Genomic DNA, 17,717 nt, shown 5'->3' on the forward strand with positions numbered 1-17,717 from the left:
TAGGCTGGTCAGGTGGTTAGAAGTACAAGCCCCTGGCTTTAGACATGGGGTTGGTTTCTACGGAGTCCCTGACTTCTCAAGAAGGTGGCACCTCTAAAGCGTATCTGTTCGGGCAACTCAGTGCCCTGGAATCGCCCATCGCGTCTACAGGCGTTGCAGCGCCCGCACAGCCTGCACAGCTTAAACCCCCTGCTTCCCAGGTTCCCGAACCCACCACGATCGCCGGTTCGCTTCTCGGCTTGTTGTTCGCTATCCGCTACCGCAAAAAACACTCTCAGGCTTGATTCTTTTTAGGGGGAAAAACACAAGCCGAAGGGTTAAAAAAAGGTAACGTTCGCGAGTTTTAATCCGGCAATTCTTCAGCCCCGTCGTCCTAGCGCTGCTAGAGCGTTTCGCGATATTTAAGGTCGGGTTTTTTGAGTTGGTTGATGAGGTTTGCCGCGCCATTGCGGTGGGAATTGAGAGAAGCACTTATGCAAAATCAATTGCACTCGTAGGGTGGGAAATGCCCACCCTTGATTCAATTTGGGGCTAAAGCGACAGGAGTTGTTTTCCTGCCAAAGTGAAGACAGGGGGCGACCTTGGCTTCTGGTGGAGTGTCGGTGTTGCCACCACCCCCACTCCCTGGTGGTTCTGAGTTGGCTGGATTGCCAGGAGCGATCGCCGACACCGATGGTAGATCCGGGGTTAGTTGCTCGCGATCGCCCCCCGGGGAGCAATCTTACATTGAGAATTGCCTCCGAGTGCGGCGATCGAGTGCTTCAGTCTTGAGGCTTCGGCATGGATCCTTCCGAGGCGGGGGTTAAGCATCTTCATTCTCCGGTGGATTGCTGGGCAATTCCAAGCAATACCCGGCCCCATACACGGTTTTGATGTATTTCGGATGTCGCGGATCCGGCTCCAGTTTGGTTCTCAAATGTCTAATGTGAACTCGGATGGTTTCGATGTCATCGTCGGGATCGTAACCCCAGACTTCTTTCAGGATTTCGCTGGGGGAGACGGTTTGCCCGTGTCGCTGCAGCAAGCAGTGCAATAACTCGAACTCGAGATGAGTCAGTTTGACCGTTTCATGGAACCAATTGGCTTCAAACCGCTCTGGAACCAGGGTTAACGGCCCATAGTTGAGAATTTCCGCGTGTTTGGCTGCTTGCGGAATGCGATCGGTGCGCCGCAGCAAGGCTCGCACCCTTGCTAGCATCTCTTCGACTTCAAAGGGCTTGGTCAGATAATCGTCTGCGCCTGCATTGAAGCCTTCGACTTTATCCTGTGTTTGACCCAAGGCGGTCAGCATTAATACGGGAATGTCTGCAGTACGCTCATCTCGACGTAGACGTTGGCATACGGTGAATCCATCCACCCTAGGCAACATCAAATCTAGCATGATCAAATCGGGCATCAATTGCAAGGCCAATGCCTGCCCTTTAATGCCGTCTTCTGCTTGGCTGACTTCATATCCAGCCATTTCCAGATTGACTGCGACTAATTCTGAGATTGCAGGGTCATCGTCGATGACGAGTATCCGGGGCATGTTTCAAGAGTTGGAACGACTGGGTTGATGATGGAATTTTTCAGAACCTTGTCGGTCATCCAAAGATTCCTGTACAGATTATAAGCAAGGATTCTTACATCTTTCTTAAAAATCCCCGTCTGCCGTGAAAATGGCTGGCGCGCGGGTGGTTCGCATGAACGTTCCATTATAGCAGAATTTTTCTGGTTTGTCAAGTCTATTCCTGGGGTAACGCTTTTTATTTTTCGCGCCACTCTCATAGTGTTATTGTTAACCTGTAATGGGATTACAAGCCTGCGCCGTAGGGCCGAAGCTAGGCGTTGGGAGTATCGTGCGAAAAAAAGCGGAAGCGTTAAGACTCAATGATGGCTGGGGTGGATCGGATAGACTCGGAGAATTGTTGCGGCACGATATCGCGCACGATTTCCCAAAAATGGGCAATGGGAGGAATTTGCAAGCGATCGCTCGTGGTGGCGATGACCACTTGACGGTTCCAAGGGTTTGTCGGGGACATTTGCAAGGCTTGAGGGCTTGCAGGTCCGAGGTTGACGCCCTGGGCCGAGGGAAGCTGGGGGGTCAGTTCTCGCACCGCTAAGCTGGGATCTAGGCGCGCTTCCACCAGGGCCGACTGGGGCAATAGGGCGATGGTCTTTCCCTGTCGGACCACCCCGCGAAAGGCATCGGGAGTGTTTAACTCCAAAACTGCCCGCAAAGGCAAGCCTTCTTTGGCAAATAAATCTTGCACCATTCGTTGCATGCCATAGCCATCTTTAAAGACCACTTGCGGATGGTTGGCTAATTCGGTCCAAGGGATGCGATCGCGATCGGCTAAGGGATGATTGGCTGCCATTAGCACTTGAATAGATTCTTCGTAAAGCACCTCAACCACCATATCCGGCGTTGTAGTGAACAAGCGGTTATTCATCACAATCGCCAAGTCTACCAATCCATCCTTGAGCACTTTTAAAGCGCGATCGCTTCCCAATGCCGTTACCCGCAACTGAACCTCTGGATATTTCCCGCAAAATCGGTGCAATACCGGGGGTAAATAATAAGCACAAACCGAATGAATTGCCGCCACGCATAATTCCGGTTGCTTGCCGGCGAGCAAATCTGCGATTTCCGATTTTGCCGTTTCCCACTCCTGACAAATTTTGCGGGCGCGGGTGAAAAAATTCTCGCCGGCGAGGGTGAGTTTTGCCTGCGCCATGCGATGAAACAATGGCAAACCCAATTCTGCTTCTAAGGCTTGGATTTGTCGGCTGATGGTGGATTGGGTGACGCCGCAGCGACGGGCGGCTTGCTGGAAACTTCCCGTATCGGCGATCGCCAGGAAAGCTTGCAATTGCTCTAGGCGCATGGCATTAGAAATTACAATCGGTTCTTGTGTGTTCTAAGCCTAGCCGATGGTGAAGTTCGTTTTCGTACTGCTCGATACAGAGTCGGTTGGGATTTGTTCTCCATTGCCTTGGCGATCGCGCGCCAGCCCAATTCGATGGGCGCGCCCTATTCAAACCAGCCAAAAATATCCCAGGTCAACCCGATTTGTGGCGGTGGGAATTTCGCTCAGAGCGTCAATCGGGTTCTAAAGGTGCCGAGAGATTGCTTGCCCTTGTGGTTATTTTGATGGGGAGAAGTCAGCCAGAACGAACCAGGGGGGTAAGGAAATACTCTCGTTTAGCCCATATTAAAATCGGGTTGCTCTTTCCCCTTTCCCGGGGGTAATGAAAAGAGGGTTGCCACTGAAACTGGTGAGAACGGTTAACCAAAATACTTGACAAAAATCGCTTGAACATCGATATTTTTGCCGATCATGTTGGTCATCGATCCGGAATCAGCACCCAACGACGAACACCCAAACCCCAAAGACCAGTCCCCAATGAACAATGACCAAAAACCAATGATTTATTCCTCATTGTATTCGGTCAGTTCAAGGATTTTATCAAATTGGAAATTATTGGCCAATTCTGTAATACCCCCTGCCAAATCGGCGTATTCTGGTGGAAGTTCGGCGAGGATTTCTAGAATCAAATCATCGCAACATTGAAGTGCGGCAGTCTGGATATTTGTCACCCATTTTTTAGGCAATTTAGACACAAGACTTTTGAGTTTTTCTTGAGAAATGCTTTCAGTGGGTGGAGGGGTTAAGTCTTCTGGTTGTTCTTCGTCTTTTTCATAGAGATATTTCACCCCGAGATAGTGACTCATTTTCTCAAACAACAGTTCTTTTTGGAAAGGTTTGGGAACATAATCATCACAGCCGGCGGCTAAAATGGCGTTTTTGTTTTCCTCAAAGGCGCTAGCGGTTAAAGCAATAATAACCGTGGGGTGGAATTCGGATTGAGCTTTAATGCGTTGAGTGGCTTCATAGCCATCCATTTCGGGCATTCGCATATCCATCCAAATTAAATGAGGCTTCCAACTGGACCAGAGGTCGATCGCCTCAATGCCGTTTGTGGCTTCGCGCACGGAAAAACCGACCCGGGTGAGCAATTTGACCATTAACATACGATTGGCTCTCACATCTTCGACGATCAGGATGCGATACTCTGGTTGTTCCGGGGCGATGCCGATAATTTTGCGCTTTTGTTGGGGAGTTTGAGTGGGAGTAACTTCACCGGGACGACAGTGGATATCAAACGAAAAAATCGAGCCGCGATCGAGTTGAGACTCAATGCGAATTTGTCCGCCCATCAGTTCGACAAATTTGCGACTGATAGGTAAACCGAGGCCCGTACCTTGGCCGGATTTGCGACCGCTTTCGGTTTGGGCGAAGGCTTCAAATAACAAATCCATTTCCTCCGGGGCAATCCCCGGGCCGGTGTCTTCAACGGCAAAGTGCAGGTGAAGGGTTTCCGGGGCAAAAGGAGGGTCAGGGTTGTGCTTCGAGTCTTCCAGGGTTTGATGGGGGGAGTTGGCCAATCGGGTGCGGAGGGTGACGCGACCGCGTTCGGTAAATTTAATAGCATTGCCCAACAGATTGAGCAAGACTTGACGGAGTTTATTTTCGTCAGTATTGAGGTATTGGGGAACGTCGGGTTCGCGGTGAAAAACGAGAGCGAGTCCTTTAGACTGAGCTTTGAGGCGCAGCATTTGTTCGAGAGTTTCGAGCAGATTAAATAAATCGAAGTTGCTTTCATTTAAACTCGTGCGACCCGCCTCAATTTTAGACATTTCGAGAATGTCATTAATCAGTTCGAGTAAATGCTCGCCGGCGCGATTGATAATGCGGATATTTTCTTGATAATCTGGAGACAAAGAGCGATTGCCACTCATAATTTGAGTAAAGCCGAGAATGGCATTGAGCGGCGTTCGCAACTCGTGACTCATATTGGCGAGGAATTCGCTTTTAGCGCGGTTAGCGGCATCGGCGGCATCGGCGGCTTTTTCCAAGGCGGCGGCTTGACGTTGAGTGCGTTCGAGCAATTCGGCTTGTTGTAAAGCGACGCCGAGTTGGTTGCCAATTTGGATGACGATATTGATTTGAGCGGTTTTCCACTGACGCGGGCCGCTATTTTGATAAGTGGCGAGCAATCCCCAGAGTTTTTGACCGCAGAAGATGGGAACGATGATGTAGGCTCTGGCTTGAAGGTGTTCTAAGAGTTGGATGTAGCAAGCATCAAAGTTAGCGCTGTAGATATCTTCCACGGCGCGGTAACTGCCGATTTGGTTGTACGGGCCGCCTTGGGTTTGTTGCAGATAGGTATCTGGCAGGTCGGGGGAAGGTTTTTTCCAGGTGGCGACGGTGCAATCGGGGTTTTCCAGGGTTTCATGGAGGATAGGGTCTGGGGGGTTTTGGACCAGAGGAGTCCATTGGGAACTGACAGATTCGGCGACTATTTCGCCACTCCAGTTGGGATGGAAGCGATAGATGCCCACCCGATCGCATTCCATCACCCGGCGCAGTTCTTCAGTGGTGGCGGTGAAGATGCGGTCGAGGTTCAAGGTGTCGCGCATGCGTTGGATGACCGTGGAGATGGCTTTTTCGCGCTTAGCGCTTTCGCGCAATGCCACTTCGGCTTGTTTGCGATCGCTAATATCGGTAATTGTGCCCACATAGCCTTTGAGTTGCCCGTCTTCGCTTCGTTCGGGGATAGCCTGGGCGATCGCCCAAACGATCTTGCCGTCGGGGTGCAAGAAACGAGCCTCGGACTTAAAGGGGCGACCGGCGGCGGTAGCGGCGAACCATTCTGCGAGGATGCGATCGCGATCCTGCGGATGCAACGTCTTCTTCCACCCGGATCCGAGGGCTTCTTCTAAAGGCAGGCCGGCGATCGCACTCCAGCGCTGATTTACATAGAGACAGTTGCCCTGGACGTCGGTATTGAAAATTCCCACCGGCGAGGCTTCGGCGAGGGTTTGATAGCGACGCTTACTATCGCGCAAAGCCATTTCGGCTTGTTTGCGATCGCTGATATCGCTCCAGTAGCCCACGCATTCCAGGGGGTTGCCGGCGGCGTCGCGCACCAGTCTGACGCGATCGTATACCCAGCGATAAGTTCCATCGCGATGGAGAAAGCGGTATTCTTGGGAATGATGGCCTTTCGCGAAGAGTTGTTGCAGTTCCGCCAAGACGAGTTCGCGGTCTTCGGGATGAATGCGATCGCGCCAAAAATTCGCATCTTCGAGAAATTCGCCCGCCTCATACCCTATAATCTCCCGGATATTTTCGCTGACAAAGGTTGAGCCATAATTCCCACTCACTTTGCTACTATAAATCGCCCCCGGACTAGAAGTCAGCAGATATTGCAGGCGTTCGCTAACCAAGCTCAGTTGCAATTCTGCTTGTTTGCGCGCGGTGATTTCCAGGATGATGGCACCTACGGCGGCGGGCAGTTCTCCTTCACCGGGAACGGGAAAATAGGAGGCGATCCAGTGACGCTCGACTCCGGGTTGCGAAGGGACTTCGCCAGTGATTTCTTGATTGAGAATTGGTTGTCCGGTTTGAAAGACGCTGTTGTAGAGGGATTCCAGGGTTGGGGCAACATTCGGAAGGATTTCGCCGATGGTTTTTCCCAGGTGGTCGGCGACGGGAATGCCGTCGATTTGTGCCATCGCTTCGTTAATTTGCACGAACTGCAATTGGCGGTTGACGATGCTCAGGCCCACGGGGGCGGCGGAGAAAAAGGCGTTGAGGAAGGCTTCGCGTAGGGCGAGTTCCCGTTCGAGGGCGATGCGATCGCTGATATTGGTGGCGGTGCCGGTGGCGCAGATGGTGCGTCCGTTGGACTCGCGCAGGGGAATTGCATTGACTAGCAAGTAGATGGACTCGCCGGTGCTGCTCAGATGGGTGGTTTCGTATTGCACCACTGGTTCTGCTTTCTCCAGCAGGTCTCGCAGCATTTTGCGATCGCGATCGAGACATTCCGGGGCGATGAATTTTGTCATTTTGCTCCCGAGCATTTGAGCGGGAGTGAACCCGTAAATTTTTTCCACGGCGGGGTTGACGAAGGTAAAGCACCCGCGCCGATCCACGGACCAGATGACGTCTTCGGAGGAATCGACCAGGGCGCGATATTTTTGTTCGCTTTGCTTGAGGGCTTCTTGGGCGAGCTGACGTTCGGTGATTTCCCGTTGCAGCAGTTGGTTTTGTCGGTCCCGGTGGGCGCGGGCTTGTTTTTCGCGATCGAGCATTTGCACTTGGGCGATCGCGATGCCGAGTTGGGCGGCGATCGCTTCAAATAACTCGATTTCTTCGGCGGTCCATTCCCGATAGCTGTCGCATTGATGCAATCCAATGCTGCCATTGGGTTCTCCTTGGTAAAAGGTACCTACGGCGAGCATTGATTTGAGGTGGATTTGCTGGCACAACTCCTGCTGGGAGACTAACAAAGGGTCGGCATAGACATCCGGCGAGGCAATGGCTAGGTCCACTTCGAGCAGGCGCTCTACGTGAGGATTGCCTACCACTGGAATGTCGAACGAGGCGATCGAGTCATACCCCACCAGATATTCCCCTACCATTTTCAGTCTCGGGGTGGGTTCGGTAATATAGATTCCAATCCAAGTGCGGTTGACTTGAAAGGCGCGTCCGATTTCTAGGGCGGCGGTTTCAAATAGTTGCTCCGGATCCAATTGAGAGCGGATTTGTTCGGTGATTTGGCGCAGCAGGTTGCTGCGATGCAGTTCTTTTTCTAGGGCGAGTTGGGTTTTGACGCGATCGCTGATGTCTTTGCTGACTGCTAGAAGGCAGGGGCGATCGTCGATCTGGATGATTTCTGCCGAGAGCAGGGCAATTTTGATTTCCCCACTGGCGGTGCGATAGTGGAATTCAAAATCGCGCAAGATGCCGTCGCTACGATGCAGTTCTCGTTCCATTAACGCCGCCTGATGGTGGTCTGCTATCAGGTTGAGTTCTTCTGAGGTACGACCGATAATCTGTTCGCGATCGTAGCCGATGTCGCGACAAAAGCTGTCGTTAACTTCGATATAGCGCCCTTCGGCTAAGGTGACGATGGAAATCGGATCCGGGGTGGCGCGAAAGGCGATCGCGAGTTTCTCTTCCGAGGCGCGATGTTGTGCTTCGGCGCGCAGGCGCTCTCGGGTTTCGATCGCCACTGAAATCAAATTGGCGAGCGATCGGGCAAAATTCTCGTCTTCCGCCGTCCACTCGTGCCGGGTTTCTACGGCTTCATGGCATAATATCCCCAGGGTTTTTCCCCCCAAGCGAATCGGCGCATCTAAGCACGAATAAATCCCTAACGGAGTTAAATACAATTCCACCAGTTCGGCAGTTTCGGGGTCGGTTCTTGCCTGTGACGCGGCGACAATTTGTTTTTCTTCTAGGGCGCGAAAATATGCCGGATAATCCTTGACCTGGAGTTCCACTGTGCAGGGATTCACCTGACCACTGGCGTCGAAAACTTGCTGACACTCAATTTTCTCGCCGGTTTCATCGTAAAGCCAGAGGCTGACTCGCTCGATTCCTAAGTGTTCGGTGGCGGTGATGGCAATTTCTTGCAATGCTCCATTTACATCTCCGCGATGTAGGGATTTCAGTTGCGCTAGTTCGGTTAAAATCTGATTTTGATTCCGCAGTTTTGCCGCACTCAAATGCAGGGCTTCTTCGGCGGCGACGCGATCGCGTATCTCTTCGAGCAGCTTTGCATTTTCCCGTTCTAATTGCTTCTGCAATCCTTCAATTTTTAATTGATGCCGCACCCGCGCCAAAACTTCTTGTTCGTGAAACGGTTTTGTGATATAATCCGCTCCGCCCACGTCAAAGGCTTTCACCTTATCCATCACTTCAGTGAGGGCGGTGATAAAAATAACGGGGACGTTTCGGGTCAACCTATCGGCTTTTAACCGCTCGCAAACTTCATACCCATCCATTTCTGGCATCAAAATGTCGAGCAAAATCAAGTCCGGCGGGTCAGTTTGCGCCACGGATAAGGCAAAACGACCATTGGTTGCGGGCCGGACTTTATAGCCGCTACGCTGCAAAATGCCAATTAACAGACGCAGGTTATCTGGATTATCGTCAATGACGAGAATATCGGCTTTTTCTGGCGGGGTGGAGTTTTGGCTCATTTTCGGGTGGGATTCGCTCGACATTCGCGGGCACAGGGATTGGGAAATTGCCGTTTTTCCACTGGAAAAACTTCTTGTATTATAAACTCTTTGTTCAATGATTCGAGCCATTGAAACGGGAAAGCCTAGATACAGGCTAATCTAATCCAGTGCCAACTGTCTGAGCCACCCTCAGCACCTGCTCATTCGCCGCCCGCCGATTCCCCTGCTGGAATCGCCCCGGGGGGTATGAGCGATTTAACCGGGCTTATAGAACCTTTGCTTGTTGAATGATAGCGAGCATTTCTTCATAAGCAAACTTGTCAGCTAAACCCCTGAGCAAATCGCCCATTGCCCGATCGCAATGGCGAATTTCTTGAATGGTTCTATCGATGGATTCCATGTCACTGCGGGCGGTGGCTCGTTCTAAGGTGGCGAGGTACTCGGCGGGCACCTGGGCTAATGCGTGGGGTGTCAATTGATGGTTGCACTGGGAGAATCCATCGGGCTGTGCTCGAATCGGGGATGCGTAGCGAAAGCGCACGCCGAGGTAGCGGGTCAGAATTTCAAAAATGTCGGCTTCGCGGAAAGGTTTGCGAATAAAATCCTCGCACCCGACTTGTAAAACTAATGTGCGATCCTGGTTTAAACTGCTCGCCGTTACCGCTACGATCGCGGTATTTTTTCCTTTGGTGGTGGATTTAATCTGTTGGGTTGCTTTAAAGCCATCCATCACGGGCATTCGCATGTCCATAAAAATTAAATGCGGTTGAAATTCTTCCCACACCGCGATCGCTTCTTTCCCGTCTTTGGCTTCTCGAATCTCAAATCCAAACGGACCGAGGAGCTTCACCAACAATCGCCGATTGTCCCACTTATCGTCCACAATTAACAGGCGATAGGTGGGTTGATTCGCCTCGAGGGCGATCGCCTGTCTTCTGTCTGCTTGGATGGCGTCGGATCTATCCACCGGCTGGGCGCGAATGGTAAAGTGGAATTTGGTTCCCTGACTCACCGGAGAACTGACCCTCATTTCACCGCCCATTAATGCGACAAATTTGCGAGCGATCGGCAATCCTAACCCGGTTCCTTCTGCGGATTTTTTGCCGGTTTTGGTTTGCACGAAGGCTTCAAAAATGCTTTCTAATTCCTCGAGTGGAATGCCACAGCCGGTATCTTCTACTTCAAAGTGAATCGTGACTGAGGAGGTGCGATCGGGCGATCGCGGCGACTCTATCACCCCATCACCACCTTCCCGATTTCTCTCGCTCTCTCCCTCCCTGGGCTTGGTTTCCTCCCTTCCCAGGTTTACCCGCATCGTCACCGACCCCCTCTGAGTAAATTTAAACGCATTAGACAGCAGATTGAGCGATACTTGTCGTAACTTCACTTCATCGGTTCTAATGTATTGGGGTACCTTGGGGTCGCACTCGATCGCAAAGTACAATCCCTTTTTCTCTGCCTTCAGGCGAAACATTCCCTCTAAATCTTTTAACATCTGATAAAGGTCGAAGTTACTTTCGTTGAGGGTGATGCGACCGGCTTCTATTTTCGCCATGTCTAAAATATCATTAATCAGGGTCAGCAAATGTTCCCCACTGCGGCAAATAATGCGAAGATTTTCTTGGTGTTCTTCTGCCAGGTTTTCCCCTCCCATCATCAACTCGCTAAACCCGAGAATTGCATTCAAGGGCGTTCTCAGTTCGTGACTCATATTCGCCAAAAAGGTGCTTTTGGCTTGATTGGCAGCTTGGGCGGCGTTCGCGGCCTCTTTTAAGGCAAATTCGGCTTTTTTTCGCTCGCTGATATCTAGCACGGTGCCGAACAGCCGCGTTATGTTTCCCCCTTCGTCAAACACCGCTTCCCCCCGGATTTCTAAATAGCGCAGCTCTCCGGGGTTCCGCCAGATGCGACTTTCTATTTCGTAAGATATCCCCTCATTTATCGCCCGATTCACCGCATTTTCAAATATCTCTGCATCTTCATTATGAAATACTTTTAACAACTGGTGATAGTCGATTTTGCCAGCTTTGGGGTCAAATCCCAAAATCCGAAAAATTTCCACAGAGCCGCTAATTTCTTGCGTTACGATGTCAAATTCCCAATTCCCCAGATGAGCGATTTTTTGAGCTTGCGCTAACGAGGATTGGCTATTTTTCAGGGCTTCTTCAAATGCCAATCGTTCGGTAATATCGGTGATAACGCCGACAAAATGATTCACTGTTCCATCAGCTTCTCGCACGGGAGAAATCGAGAGTTGGTTCCAGAACATGCGGCCATTTTTGCGAAAATTTTGCAGCACGACTTGACAGTTGGTGCCGGCATGAATGGCTTGACGCAACTGTACCAGTGCGCCGCGATTGATTGGGCTTTTTTGTCCTTGCAAAAACCGACAATTTCGACCCATTATTTCGGAAGCAGAATAGCCCGTAATCCGCTCGAAACCGGAATTGACGTAGATAATAGGATTGTCCGGTTGCTGGAAATCGGTGATGACGATCCCATTAGAACTCGAGGCGATCGCTCGCTCTAACAGTCTCAATCGCGCTTCTGCTACGGTGCGAGTTTCGATTTCTCGTTGCAGGTGTTCGTTTTGACGGGTTAGTTCTTTTTTGAGCTGTTGGTTCGTCAGTTGGGTTTCAATTCTCGCGAGCGCTTCTTCCGGTCGAAAGGGTTTCGTGATATAATCGGCTGCCCCTTTTTTGAAGGCTTCTACTAAATTATCCGTCTCTTGATTGGCGGTAATAAAAATAATGGGAATTTCGCGGGTGTTTGGGTCAGCTTTGAGGCGATCGCAGACTTCCAAACCGTCCATTTCCGGCATCATTAAGTCCAACAAAATGAGGTCGGGTTTTGCGGTTCGCACCCGCTCGATCGCTTGCCTGCCATTGGTCGCAAAGGTGGTATCGTAGCCTACCTTTTCTAACAAATATCCAATCACTTTCAAATTAGAAATCGTGTCATCTACCACTAAAATCAGAAAATCTTCGGGGTCAAACTGGTTCATTGTCTTGCACCTGCGGCATTGAGTTCATTAATAATCGCACCGAGGGGGAATGATTATCCTCCCTCTATAAAATATGGTACTCCTGAGAATACCTGTATTTCCCGCCCAGTAACCTATCCCTGGCATTCACCCCATCGGTGAGGGGGTCATTGCCTATTTTACGCCCGATCGCCGTTCCCTTCCAACCATCGCCTCAGTTGGGGAAATTCCTCCAGGGTTGCGGGTAAATTCTCCCAATCAAATTCCCCAAGCTGATGGCTGATTTTGGTTGCATAGGCTTCGAGTTTGGCACAGTGATATTCCCGCGCCCAAGCATGCAACCGTTTCGCAAAGGCTTTCACTTCTCTGCGCTTCATCGTTTGTCGCAATTGCTGCCATTGGTTTTGTTCTTCTAAGGCAAGTTTTTCCGCCAATTCGGACAAGTTTTCCCCCGGGGTTTCCATCATCGGTTCCCTTGCAGAAGCAGCAGGGGGTTGCACTTCCCTTTCCCGGGGAGAATTTTCATTCAGCGGCAGAATATTCTTGAATGCTTCCACCAGTTGAAAGCGTTTGACCGGTTTGCGTAAGAATCCCTGACAAAACAGTTGCATGTCTTGCAGTTCGTCTTTCGCCACCGATGCAGTGAGGACGATAATCGGAATGTCTCGCGTTTGTGGGTCTTGTTTGAGAAAAATTGCTGCCGATCGCCCATCCAGATTGGGCATCCGCAGATCCAGCAATATCACATCTGGCTGATGGATTTGTGCCATTTCAATCGCTTCTCGCCCATCTTTCGCGAATAACAAACGGTGGTGGGTGTTGGCAAAATACTCCGCAATTAAAGTGCGGTTCGATTCCACATTATCCACCACTAAAATAGTGGCGGGCTGGAATTGTTCCAGGTTCTCATCCATTGGCTTTTTCTCATGGGCTTCCGGTTCCCAATTGGCGCGATAAATATCGGGAAATACAAAACTAAAGGTACTCCCCGTACCCACTTCGCTGTTCACCACCAGTTCTCCCCCTAACATAGTGGTGAGTCGGCGGGTAATGGCTAATCCCAACCCGGTTCCGCCGTATTTGCGGGTACTTTGTCCTTCGCTTTGGATAAAGGCGTCGAAAATTTTTTCGCGATCGCTGCCACTAATCCCAATCCCCGTATCTTCTACCGCAATTTCCATCCAAATTTTGCCCTCCCCTTCGCTAACATAGGGCTGACAGCGTACTGAGATTTTAATATAACCCGCTTCTGTAAATTTTAGCGCATTGCCGACTACATTAAACAAAATTTGCCGCAGGCGCACTTCATCAAAATCAATTCCTATCGGCAAGTTTTCGTCAATTTCTGCATATAAAGATAGTCCTTTTTCTTCCACTTGCTGGGAAAAAATTTGCTGGATTTCTCGAATTAATTCGCGCAAATTTGTTGGTTCGTAGTGCAGTTGCAGCTTTCCGGCTTCAATTTTCGATAAGTCTAAGATATCGTTAATCAAGGCTAACAGGGATTTTCCACTGGTGGCGATCGAATCGAGATACGCTTGTTGGCGCGGTTCGCTCACCAAACCTTGCATTAAATCGCAAAATCCCAATATCGCATTCATCGGCGTGCGGATTTCGTGACTCATATTGGCCAGAAATTCGCTTTTCACTTGGTTCGCTACTTCAGCGCGTTTTGCAGCTTCTTCTAACGCCGCCTGCGAAAATTCTAACACCGCCAGCATTAACGCATTTCTAAAATTTAAAGCGGCTTCTATTTCTAATTTATTCCACGGCAAAGATTTACCGCTCACGGTTTCTTTCCACAGCTCAAAGGACTTGCGCGGCGATAATCGACTCCCATTTTCTTCATCCACTGTCACCGGTTTATGCGGATTTCCTCCCCACTTGACAGTTTGCACGATTTCGGGTCTAAACCAGACAATTTGATAACAGGTATTTTCCAGAAAAATAGAAATCGCCAGTATCCCGCTCATTTGTGTCTGATAATCCCGAGAGGGGGGATAAATTTTTCCTAAACAATCGGTATGAAATACTTTTTCTCGATGGTGGGTGCGAAGCCACTCTAGCAAGTGTTGCACCGCTTCTACAGGTGGGGTTTTTCCCAAAAGGATGAGGTCGTCTTCTAACGCGATCGCCGCACTGCGGGCATTGACTAATTCTAAAATTGCTGATTCATTTTGCTGGAATTTTTGCGCGATCGCCCCTTGGTTCGCAGATTTACTTAAATTCAGCCGTTCTTGGATTTCCCCGACTTTACTTTGATATCGTCCCAGGTCTTTCTGCTGCTGCTTAAAAAATTCCACGGACATAAATTGCCCGAGGAATTCGCAGGCTTTCCGCGTTTCGTAATCTACATATTTCGGTTGATAGTGGTGGCAGCAAATTAAACCCCAAAGTCGTTCTTCGTCGAGCAAAGAAATCGTTAAGGTCGCCCTCACTCCCATGTTCTGTAAATATTCTACATGAATGGGAGAGACGCTTCGCAATGTCGATAAACTTAAGTCCAGCGGCTCATCGGTTAAGGGATTGTTCTGGGGAATAATCTCCACTGGCTGATAGTTGACATCCACAATCAGTCGCAACCAATTTTGATAGTAGAGTTTTCTGGCTTGTTTGGGAATGTCTGAGGCGGGATAATGCAATCCTAAAAAGGGTTCGAGGTCCCCACGACAAGATTCAGCAACTACTACCCCACTTTCATCGCTGGCAAATCGGTAAATCATTACCCGATCGTATCCCGTCAATTGCCGCACTTCGGCGGCGATTAAGTTGGTCGCTTCCTGAAAATTATTGGCTTTAAATATTTTGGCAATAGAGGCTTTTAGTAAATGATAAAAGCTGAGGGGATAAGCGTTCTTGCCACTTATTTTCGGTTCGAGTTCGAGACACAATAAACCCCCCACTGTTCGATGCAGCACGCCTTCAAATTCAAACTGGCCATCTTTTAAGGAGGTGGGCAGTTGAAAGGGATTGAAATACTCCAGTTCGTTTTCAAATATACAATGGGTTAAAAATTGCAGGTTTTCTTGGGAAAAAAGAACGCTTAAGTCTTGTCCGAGTAAAGATTCCGGACTGATGCCAAAAAAGGCTTCGGTATTGGCAGAAACTTGTAAAATTGTGAGTTGCGGTTCTTGCAGGACGAGTAGCACGCCGTGGGGTTGAATTTTGCCGGGAATGTGAATGGGTTCTCGATCGCAGTTGCTCAGATCGATGGGTTCGGTGGTGACAAATTCGATGGGAGACATCTTCTCAAACTACTCGTAAAGGGTTGCTCTTTCGGGTTGAGGTCGCGCTTTCGCGGTGGGCTGATTTTTCTCTTGCTTCCCGGAAGCGCGATCGCTGCTCTGTTGATTTTACCAACAGCCCTCGGGAGTTTGCATTCTCTCTCCCTCTCCCTTGTGTCTCGCGTTTCCCCACTCGATGGGGCGGTAGGGTGCGATTTCAGACAGTTTATCCCCCGAATGGGGCGCGAATCGTCAAAGCGGTTGAGTGCGGCTACAATGTCGCTTCACGATTCGATCCACTGGGGAACGGGGGAAAGGCACGCGAGGAGGTTGGTCATTCATACCGATTGGCGGGTCGCGATCGCCGATCGCACTCACCAATGAGACGATGAGCTGGCGGCTAGGAATTTGGCCGAACCCTTGTCGGGCCAGCGGCGGGGGTTTCTGTGTCTCGCAATTCCCCGCTCATCAGGGGGACAAGGGCGATTCCTATCGGCGGCTTTTTCCCGACAATCCACCGGATTCGAGGGGATAACCGGGGGCGAAAAGATGACGCAAACGGGCTTTCCGGTTGGCGAAAATTGGCATGCAGGGGTGGCGCGAATTGGTGGAACTCGAGCCGGATTAAGGTGTGGGTTATTTAGTCCCTACTTCCCAAGGCGATCGCGAGCCATTTTTTTCCAGTATTGAATTTCGGGATTATACGGCGCTTCTAGTGCTTGGCATTGTTTCCAATACTCTAGGGCTAAGGTGCGATTGTCCTGGGCTTCAAGTACCTGTGCTAACAAGCAGTAGGCGGGTGCATTTTTCGGGTCGTATTCAATCGCTTGGCGCAGGTGTTTCTCGCTTTCACGGTAGCGCTTTTGTTCGTAGTATGCCCAGCCGAGATTTTTATGCAAGTCGGACCAAGCTACAGGTTTTAAGTTTGGCGCGTGGTTGGCTCGTTCCAGTCCATACTGCAGTTTGGCGATCGCTTTGTCATAATTTCCGTCGCGGAAAATCCACAAGCGCCCTAAGTTATTTATGGCTTGTACTGCGGCATCGATGCGATCGCCGTTTGATATGGCCTCTTCGTACTGTTCTCGAGCGCATGGTAGTTTTTCTCGCTCTTCACACACCATGCCTAAATTGTAGAGCGCTTTTCCACTTTCGGGATGGAGTTGCACGGCTAATTTCAAGTAAAATTCAGCGCTGCCGAATTGACCGCGCTTGAATTCAAAGGTGCCCATGTGGTTGGCGGATTTAGCCAGAGGAATTGCCACCCAATCTTTGACAAAGATTGCCACGGGATGAGATAATATCCCAAAGCCAATAAAGCCGATTAATAAAAATCCCACCCATTTGAGCGGAATCCGCCGCTTCCAAAATCCGGTGAGTTCCGGTTTGGATTGTTTGGCGTTTCTGACTGATTCGATTTGTTTTAATTCTCTGAAGATGGCACGGGTATTGCTGGGGCGCTTCTCGTAGGCGGGGGCCATCAGGCGATCGATAAAATCTGCCAACATTGGCGAGATTTGCGGAGCCAAATTGCGCCAGAGGAGTTCCTCGTTATTGGTTTCGGGAAAATCCATCGGGGACAACCCAGTGAGTAAATGCACAAAGGTGCGCCCGAGGGCAAAGAAATCGGATTGCGGTTTCGTGTCGCCGATAATTTGTTCGGGGGCGGCGTATCCGCTGGTTCCGACGCGGGTGAAATTGGATTCTTCTTCGCCAACGGTGCCAAAGTCGATCAGCGCCAGTTGTCCGTTGGGACGCAAAATGATGTTAGAAGGTTTGATATCCCGATGAAACAAACTTTCTTGATGCAGGGTGTCTAAAATTTCGGTGAGTTGTTGCAACCAGTCGAGGGCTTCGGTTTCGCAGATGGGGTCGCTTTGTTCTAACCACTCCTCTAGGTTTTCCCCGTCGATTTTTTCCATCACTAAGCAGTGGATGTGTTTGTTTCGGGGTAAGGTTAGCTGGAAGTAACCATCGGGTTCTACATGGGGAATTCCGCGATGGCGCAACCACATCAAGACTCGCGCTTCTCGTTTAAATAAGCGAATGAAGTTGGGATTGTTGCTGAATTTGAGCACTTTCATCACTTTGATGGTGCCCCAATCTTCATCCCCATTTCCCCAGTCTTTTACTTCGTAAATATCGGTGGGATAAACGGGATTGAGAGGGCGCAGGGGGCGGATGATGCGATAGCGATTTTCGATCTCCAAGGGGGTACCACAACTCTGGCACGCTTGCGCCGAGTCTGGATTTTCGCGATTTTGACATTTTGGATTGATGCAGTAACTCACATTAATGTTACGTTTTTTTCAAAGTTTTCTGATTGCAAGTTGGGACACAAACCGCTGGTTTCGGATATCATGTCCGAGAACGCGCCGGGAAAAAACCAGATGTAGAAATAGGATAGAAATAGAACATCCACGAAAAAAAAGATGGAAGAATGGGAGCCGCGTTACTTTAGTACGCGGAGGAAGTTCGACTCAGGCGGTTTTAA

9 protein-coding genes are annotated in these 17,717 nt (G+C 50.1%); 3 read left to right on the forward strand and 6 right to left on the reverse strand.

The features are described 5' to 3' along the window. The first annotated feature begins 44 nt into the window (after positions 1-44). Both LKK83_RS06315 and LKK83_RS06320 read left to right on the forward strand, forming a co-directional pair. Positions 45-284 (forward strand): PEP-CTERM sorting domain-containing protein, encoded by a 240-nt coding sequence (locus LKK83_RS06315; protein WP_324630110.1) that lies wholly within the window; start codon positions 45-47, stop codon positions 282-284. 343 nt (positions 285-627) lie between these two features. Then, positions 628-771 (forward strand): hypothetical protein, encoded by a 144-nt coding sequence (locus tag LKK83_RS06320; RefSeq protein ID WP_324630111.1) that lies wholly within the window; start codon positions 628-630, stop codon positions 769-771. Positions 772-802: 31 nt separating this feature from the next. On the opposite strand, the gene LKK83_RS06325 is transcribed toward LKK83_RS06320, so the two are convergent. From LKK83_RS06325 to LKK83_RS06345, 5 genes are all read right to left on the reverse strand, one after another. Further along, positions 803-1,528, reverse strand: coding sequence for a response regulator transcription factor (locus tag LKK83_RS06325; protein ID WP_324630113.1), 726 nt, complete (start codon positions 1,526-1,528; stop codon positions 803-805). Positions 1,529-1,859: 331 nt separating this feature from the next. Then, positions 1,860-2,867 carry a LysR family transcriptional regulator gene (locus LKK83_RS06330; RefSeq protein ID WP_324630114.1) on the reverse strand — a complete coding sequence of 336 codons (1,008 nt, stop codon included), beginning with the start codon at positions 2,865-2,867 and terminating at the stop codon, positions 1,860-1,862. 545 nt (positions 2,868-3,412) lie between these two features. Continuing rightward, positions 3,413-9,148, reverse strand: a complete 5,736-nt coding sequence (locus LKK83_RS06335) for a PAS domain S-box protein (RefSeq protein ID WP_324630115.1) — start codon at positions 9,146-9,148, stop codon at positions 3,413-3,415. A gap of 136 nt (positions 9,149-9,284) precedes the next feature. Beyond that, positions 9,285-12,023 carry a response regulator gene (locus LKK83_RS06340; RefSeq protein WP_324630116.1) on the reverse strand — a complete coding sequence of 913 codons (2,739 nt, stop codon included), beginning with the start codon at positions 12,021-12,023 and terminating at the stop codon, positions 9,285-9,287. A gap of 158 nt (positions 12,024-12,181) precedes the next feature. Further along, the gene (locus tag LKK83_RS06345; protein ID WP_324630117.1) at positions 12,182-15,247 is read right to left on the reverse strand and encodes an ATP-binding protein; all 3,066 of its coding nucleotides are present in this window, start codon (positions 15,245-15,247) and stop codon (positions 12,182-12,184) included. A gap of 72 nt (positions 15,248-15,319) precedes the next feature. Between LKK83_RS06345 and LKK83_RS06350 the strand changes: the two genes are divergently transcribed. Next, on the forward strand, positions 15,320-15,610 hold the full coding sequence (locus LKK83_RS06350) for a hypothetical protein (protein ID WP_324630118.1): 291 nt from the start codon (positions 15,320-15,322) through the stop codon (positions 15,608-15,610). A 263-nt stretch (positions 15,611-15,873) separates the two neighbouring features. Here the strand turns inward: LKK83_RS06350 and LKK83_RS06355 are convergent, their stop codons facing one another. Further along, positions 15,874-17,514 (reverse strand): serine/threonine-protein kinase, encoded by a 1,641-nt coding sequence (locus tag LKK83_RS06355; RefSeq protein WP_324630120.1) that lies wholly within the window; start codon positions 17,512-17,514, stop codon positions 15,874-15,876. Positions 17,515-17,717 lie beyond the last annotated feature (203 nt).

The organism is Phormidium sp. CCY1219 (assembly GCF_035615515.1).
GTDB lineage: Bacteria > Cyanobacteriota > Cyanobacteriia > Cyanobacteriales > Laspinemataceae > CCY1219.

Coding starts and splice junctions, on each gene's coding strand:
- LKK83_RS06315 (WP_324630110.1), top strand. CDS start 45: ATGGGGTTGGTTTCTACGGAGTCCCTGACTTCTCAAGAAGGTGGCACC.
- LKK83_RS06325 (WP_324630113.1), bottom strand. CDS start 1,528: ATGCCCCGGATACTCGTCATCGACGATGACCCTGCAATCTCAGAATTA.
- LKK83_RS06330 (WP_324630114.1), bottom strand. CDS start 2,867: ATGCGCCTAGAGCAATTGCAAGCTTTCCTGGCGATCGCCGATACGGGA.
- LKK83_RS06335 (WP_324630115.1), bottom strand. CDS start 9,148: ATGGCTCGAATCATTGAACAAAGAGTTTATAATACAAGAAGTTTTTCC.
- LKK83_RS06340 (WP_324630116.1), bottom strand. CDS start 12,023: ATGAACCAGTTTGACCCCGAAGATTTTCTGATTTTAGTGGTAGATGAC.
- LKK83_RS06345 (WP_324630117.1), bottom strand. CDS start 15,247: ATGTCTCCCATCGAATTTGTCACCACCGAACCCATCGATCTGAGCAAC.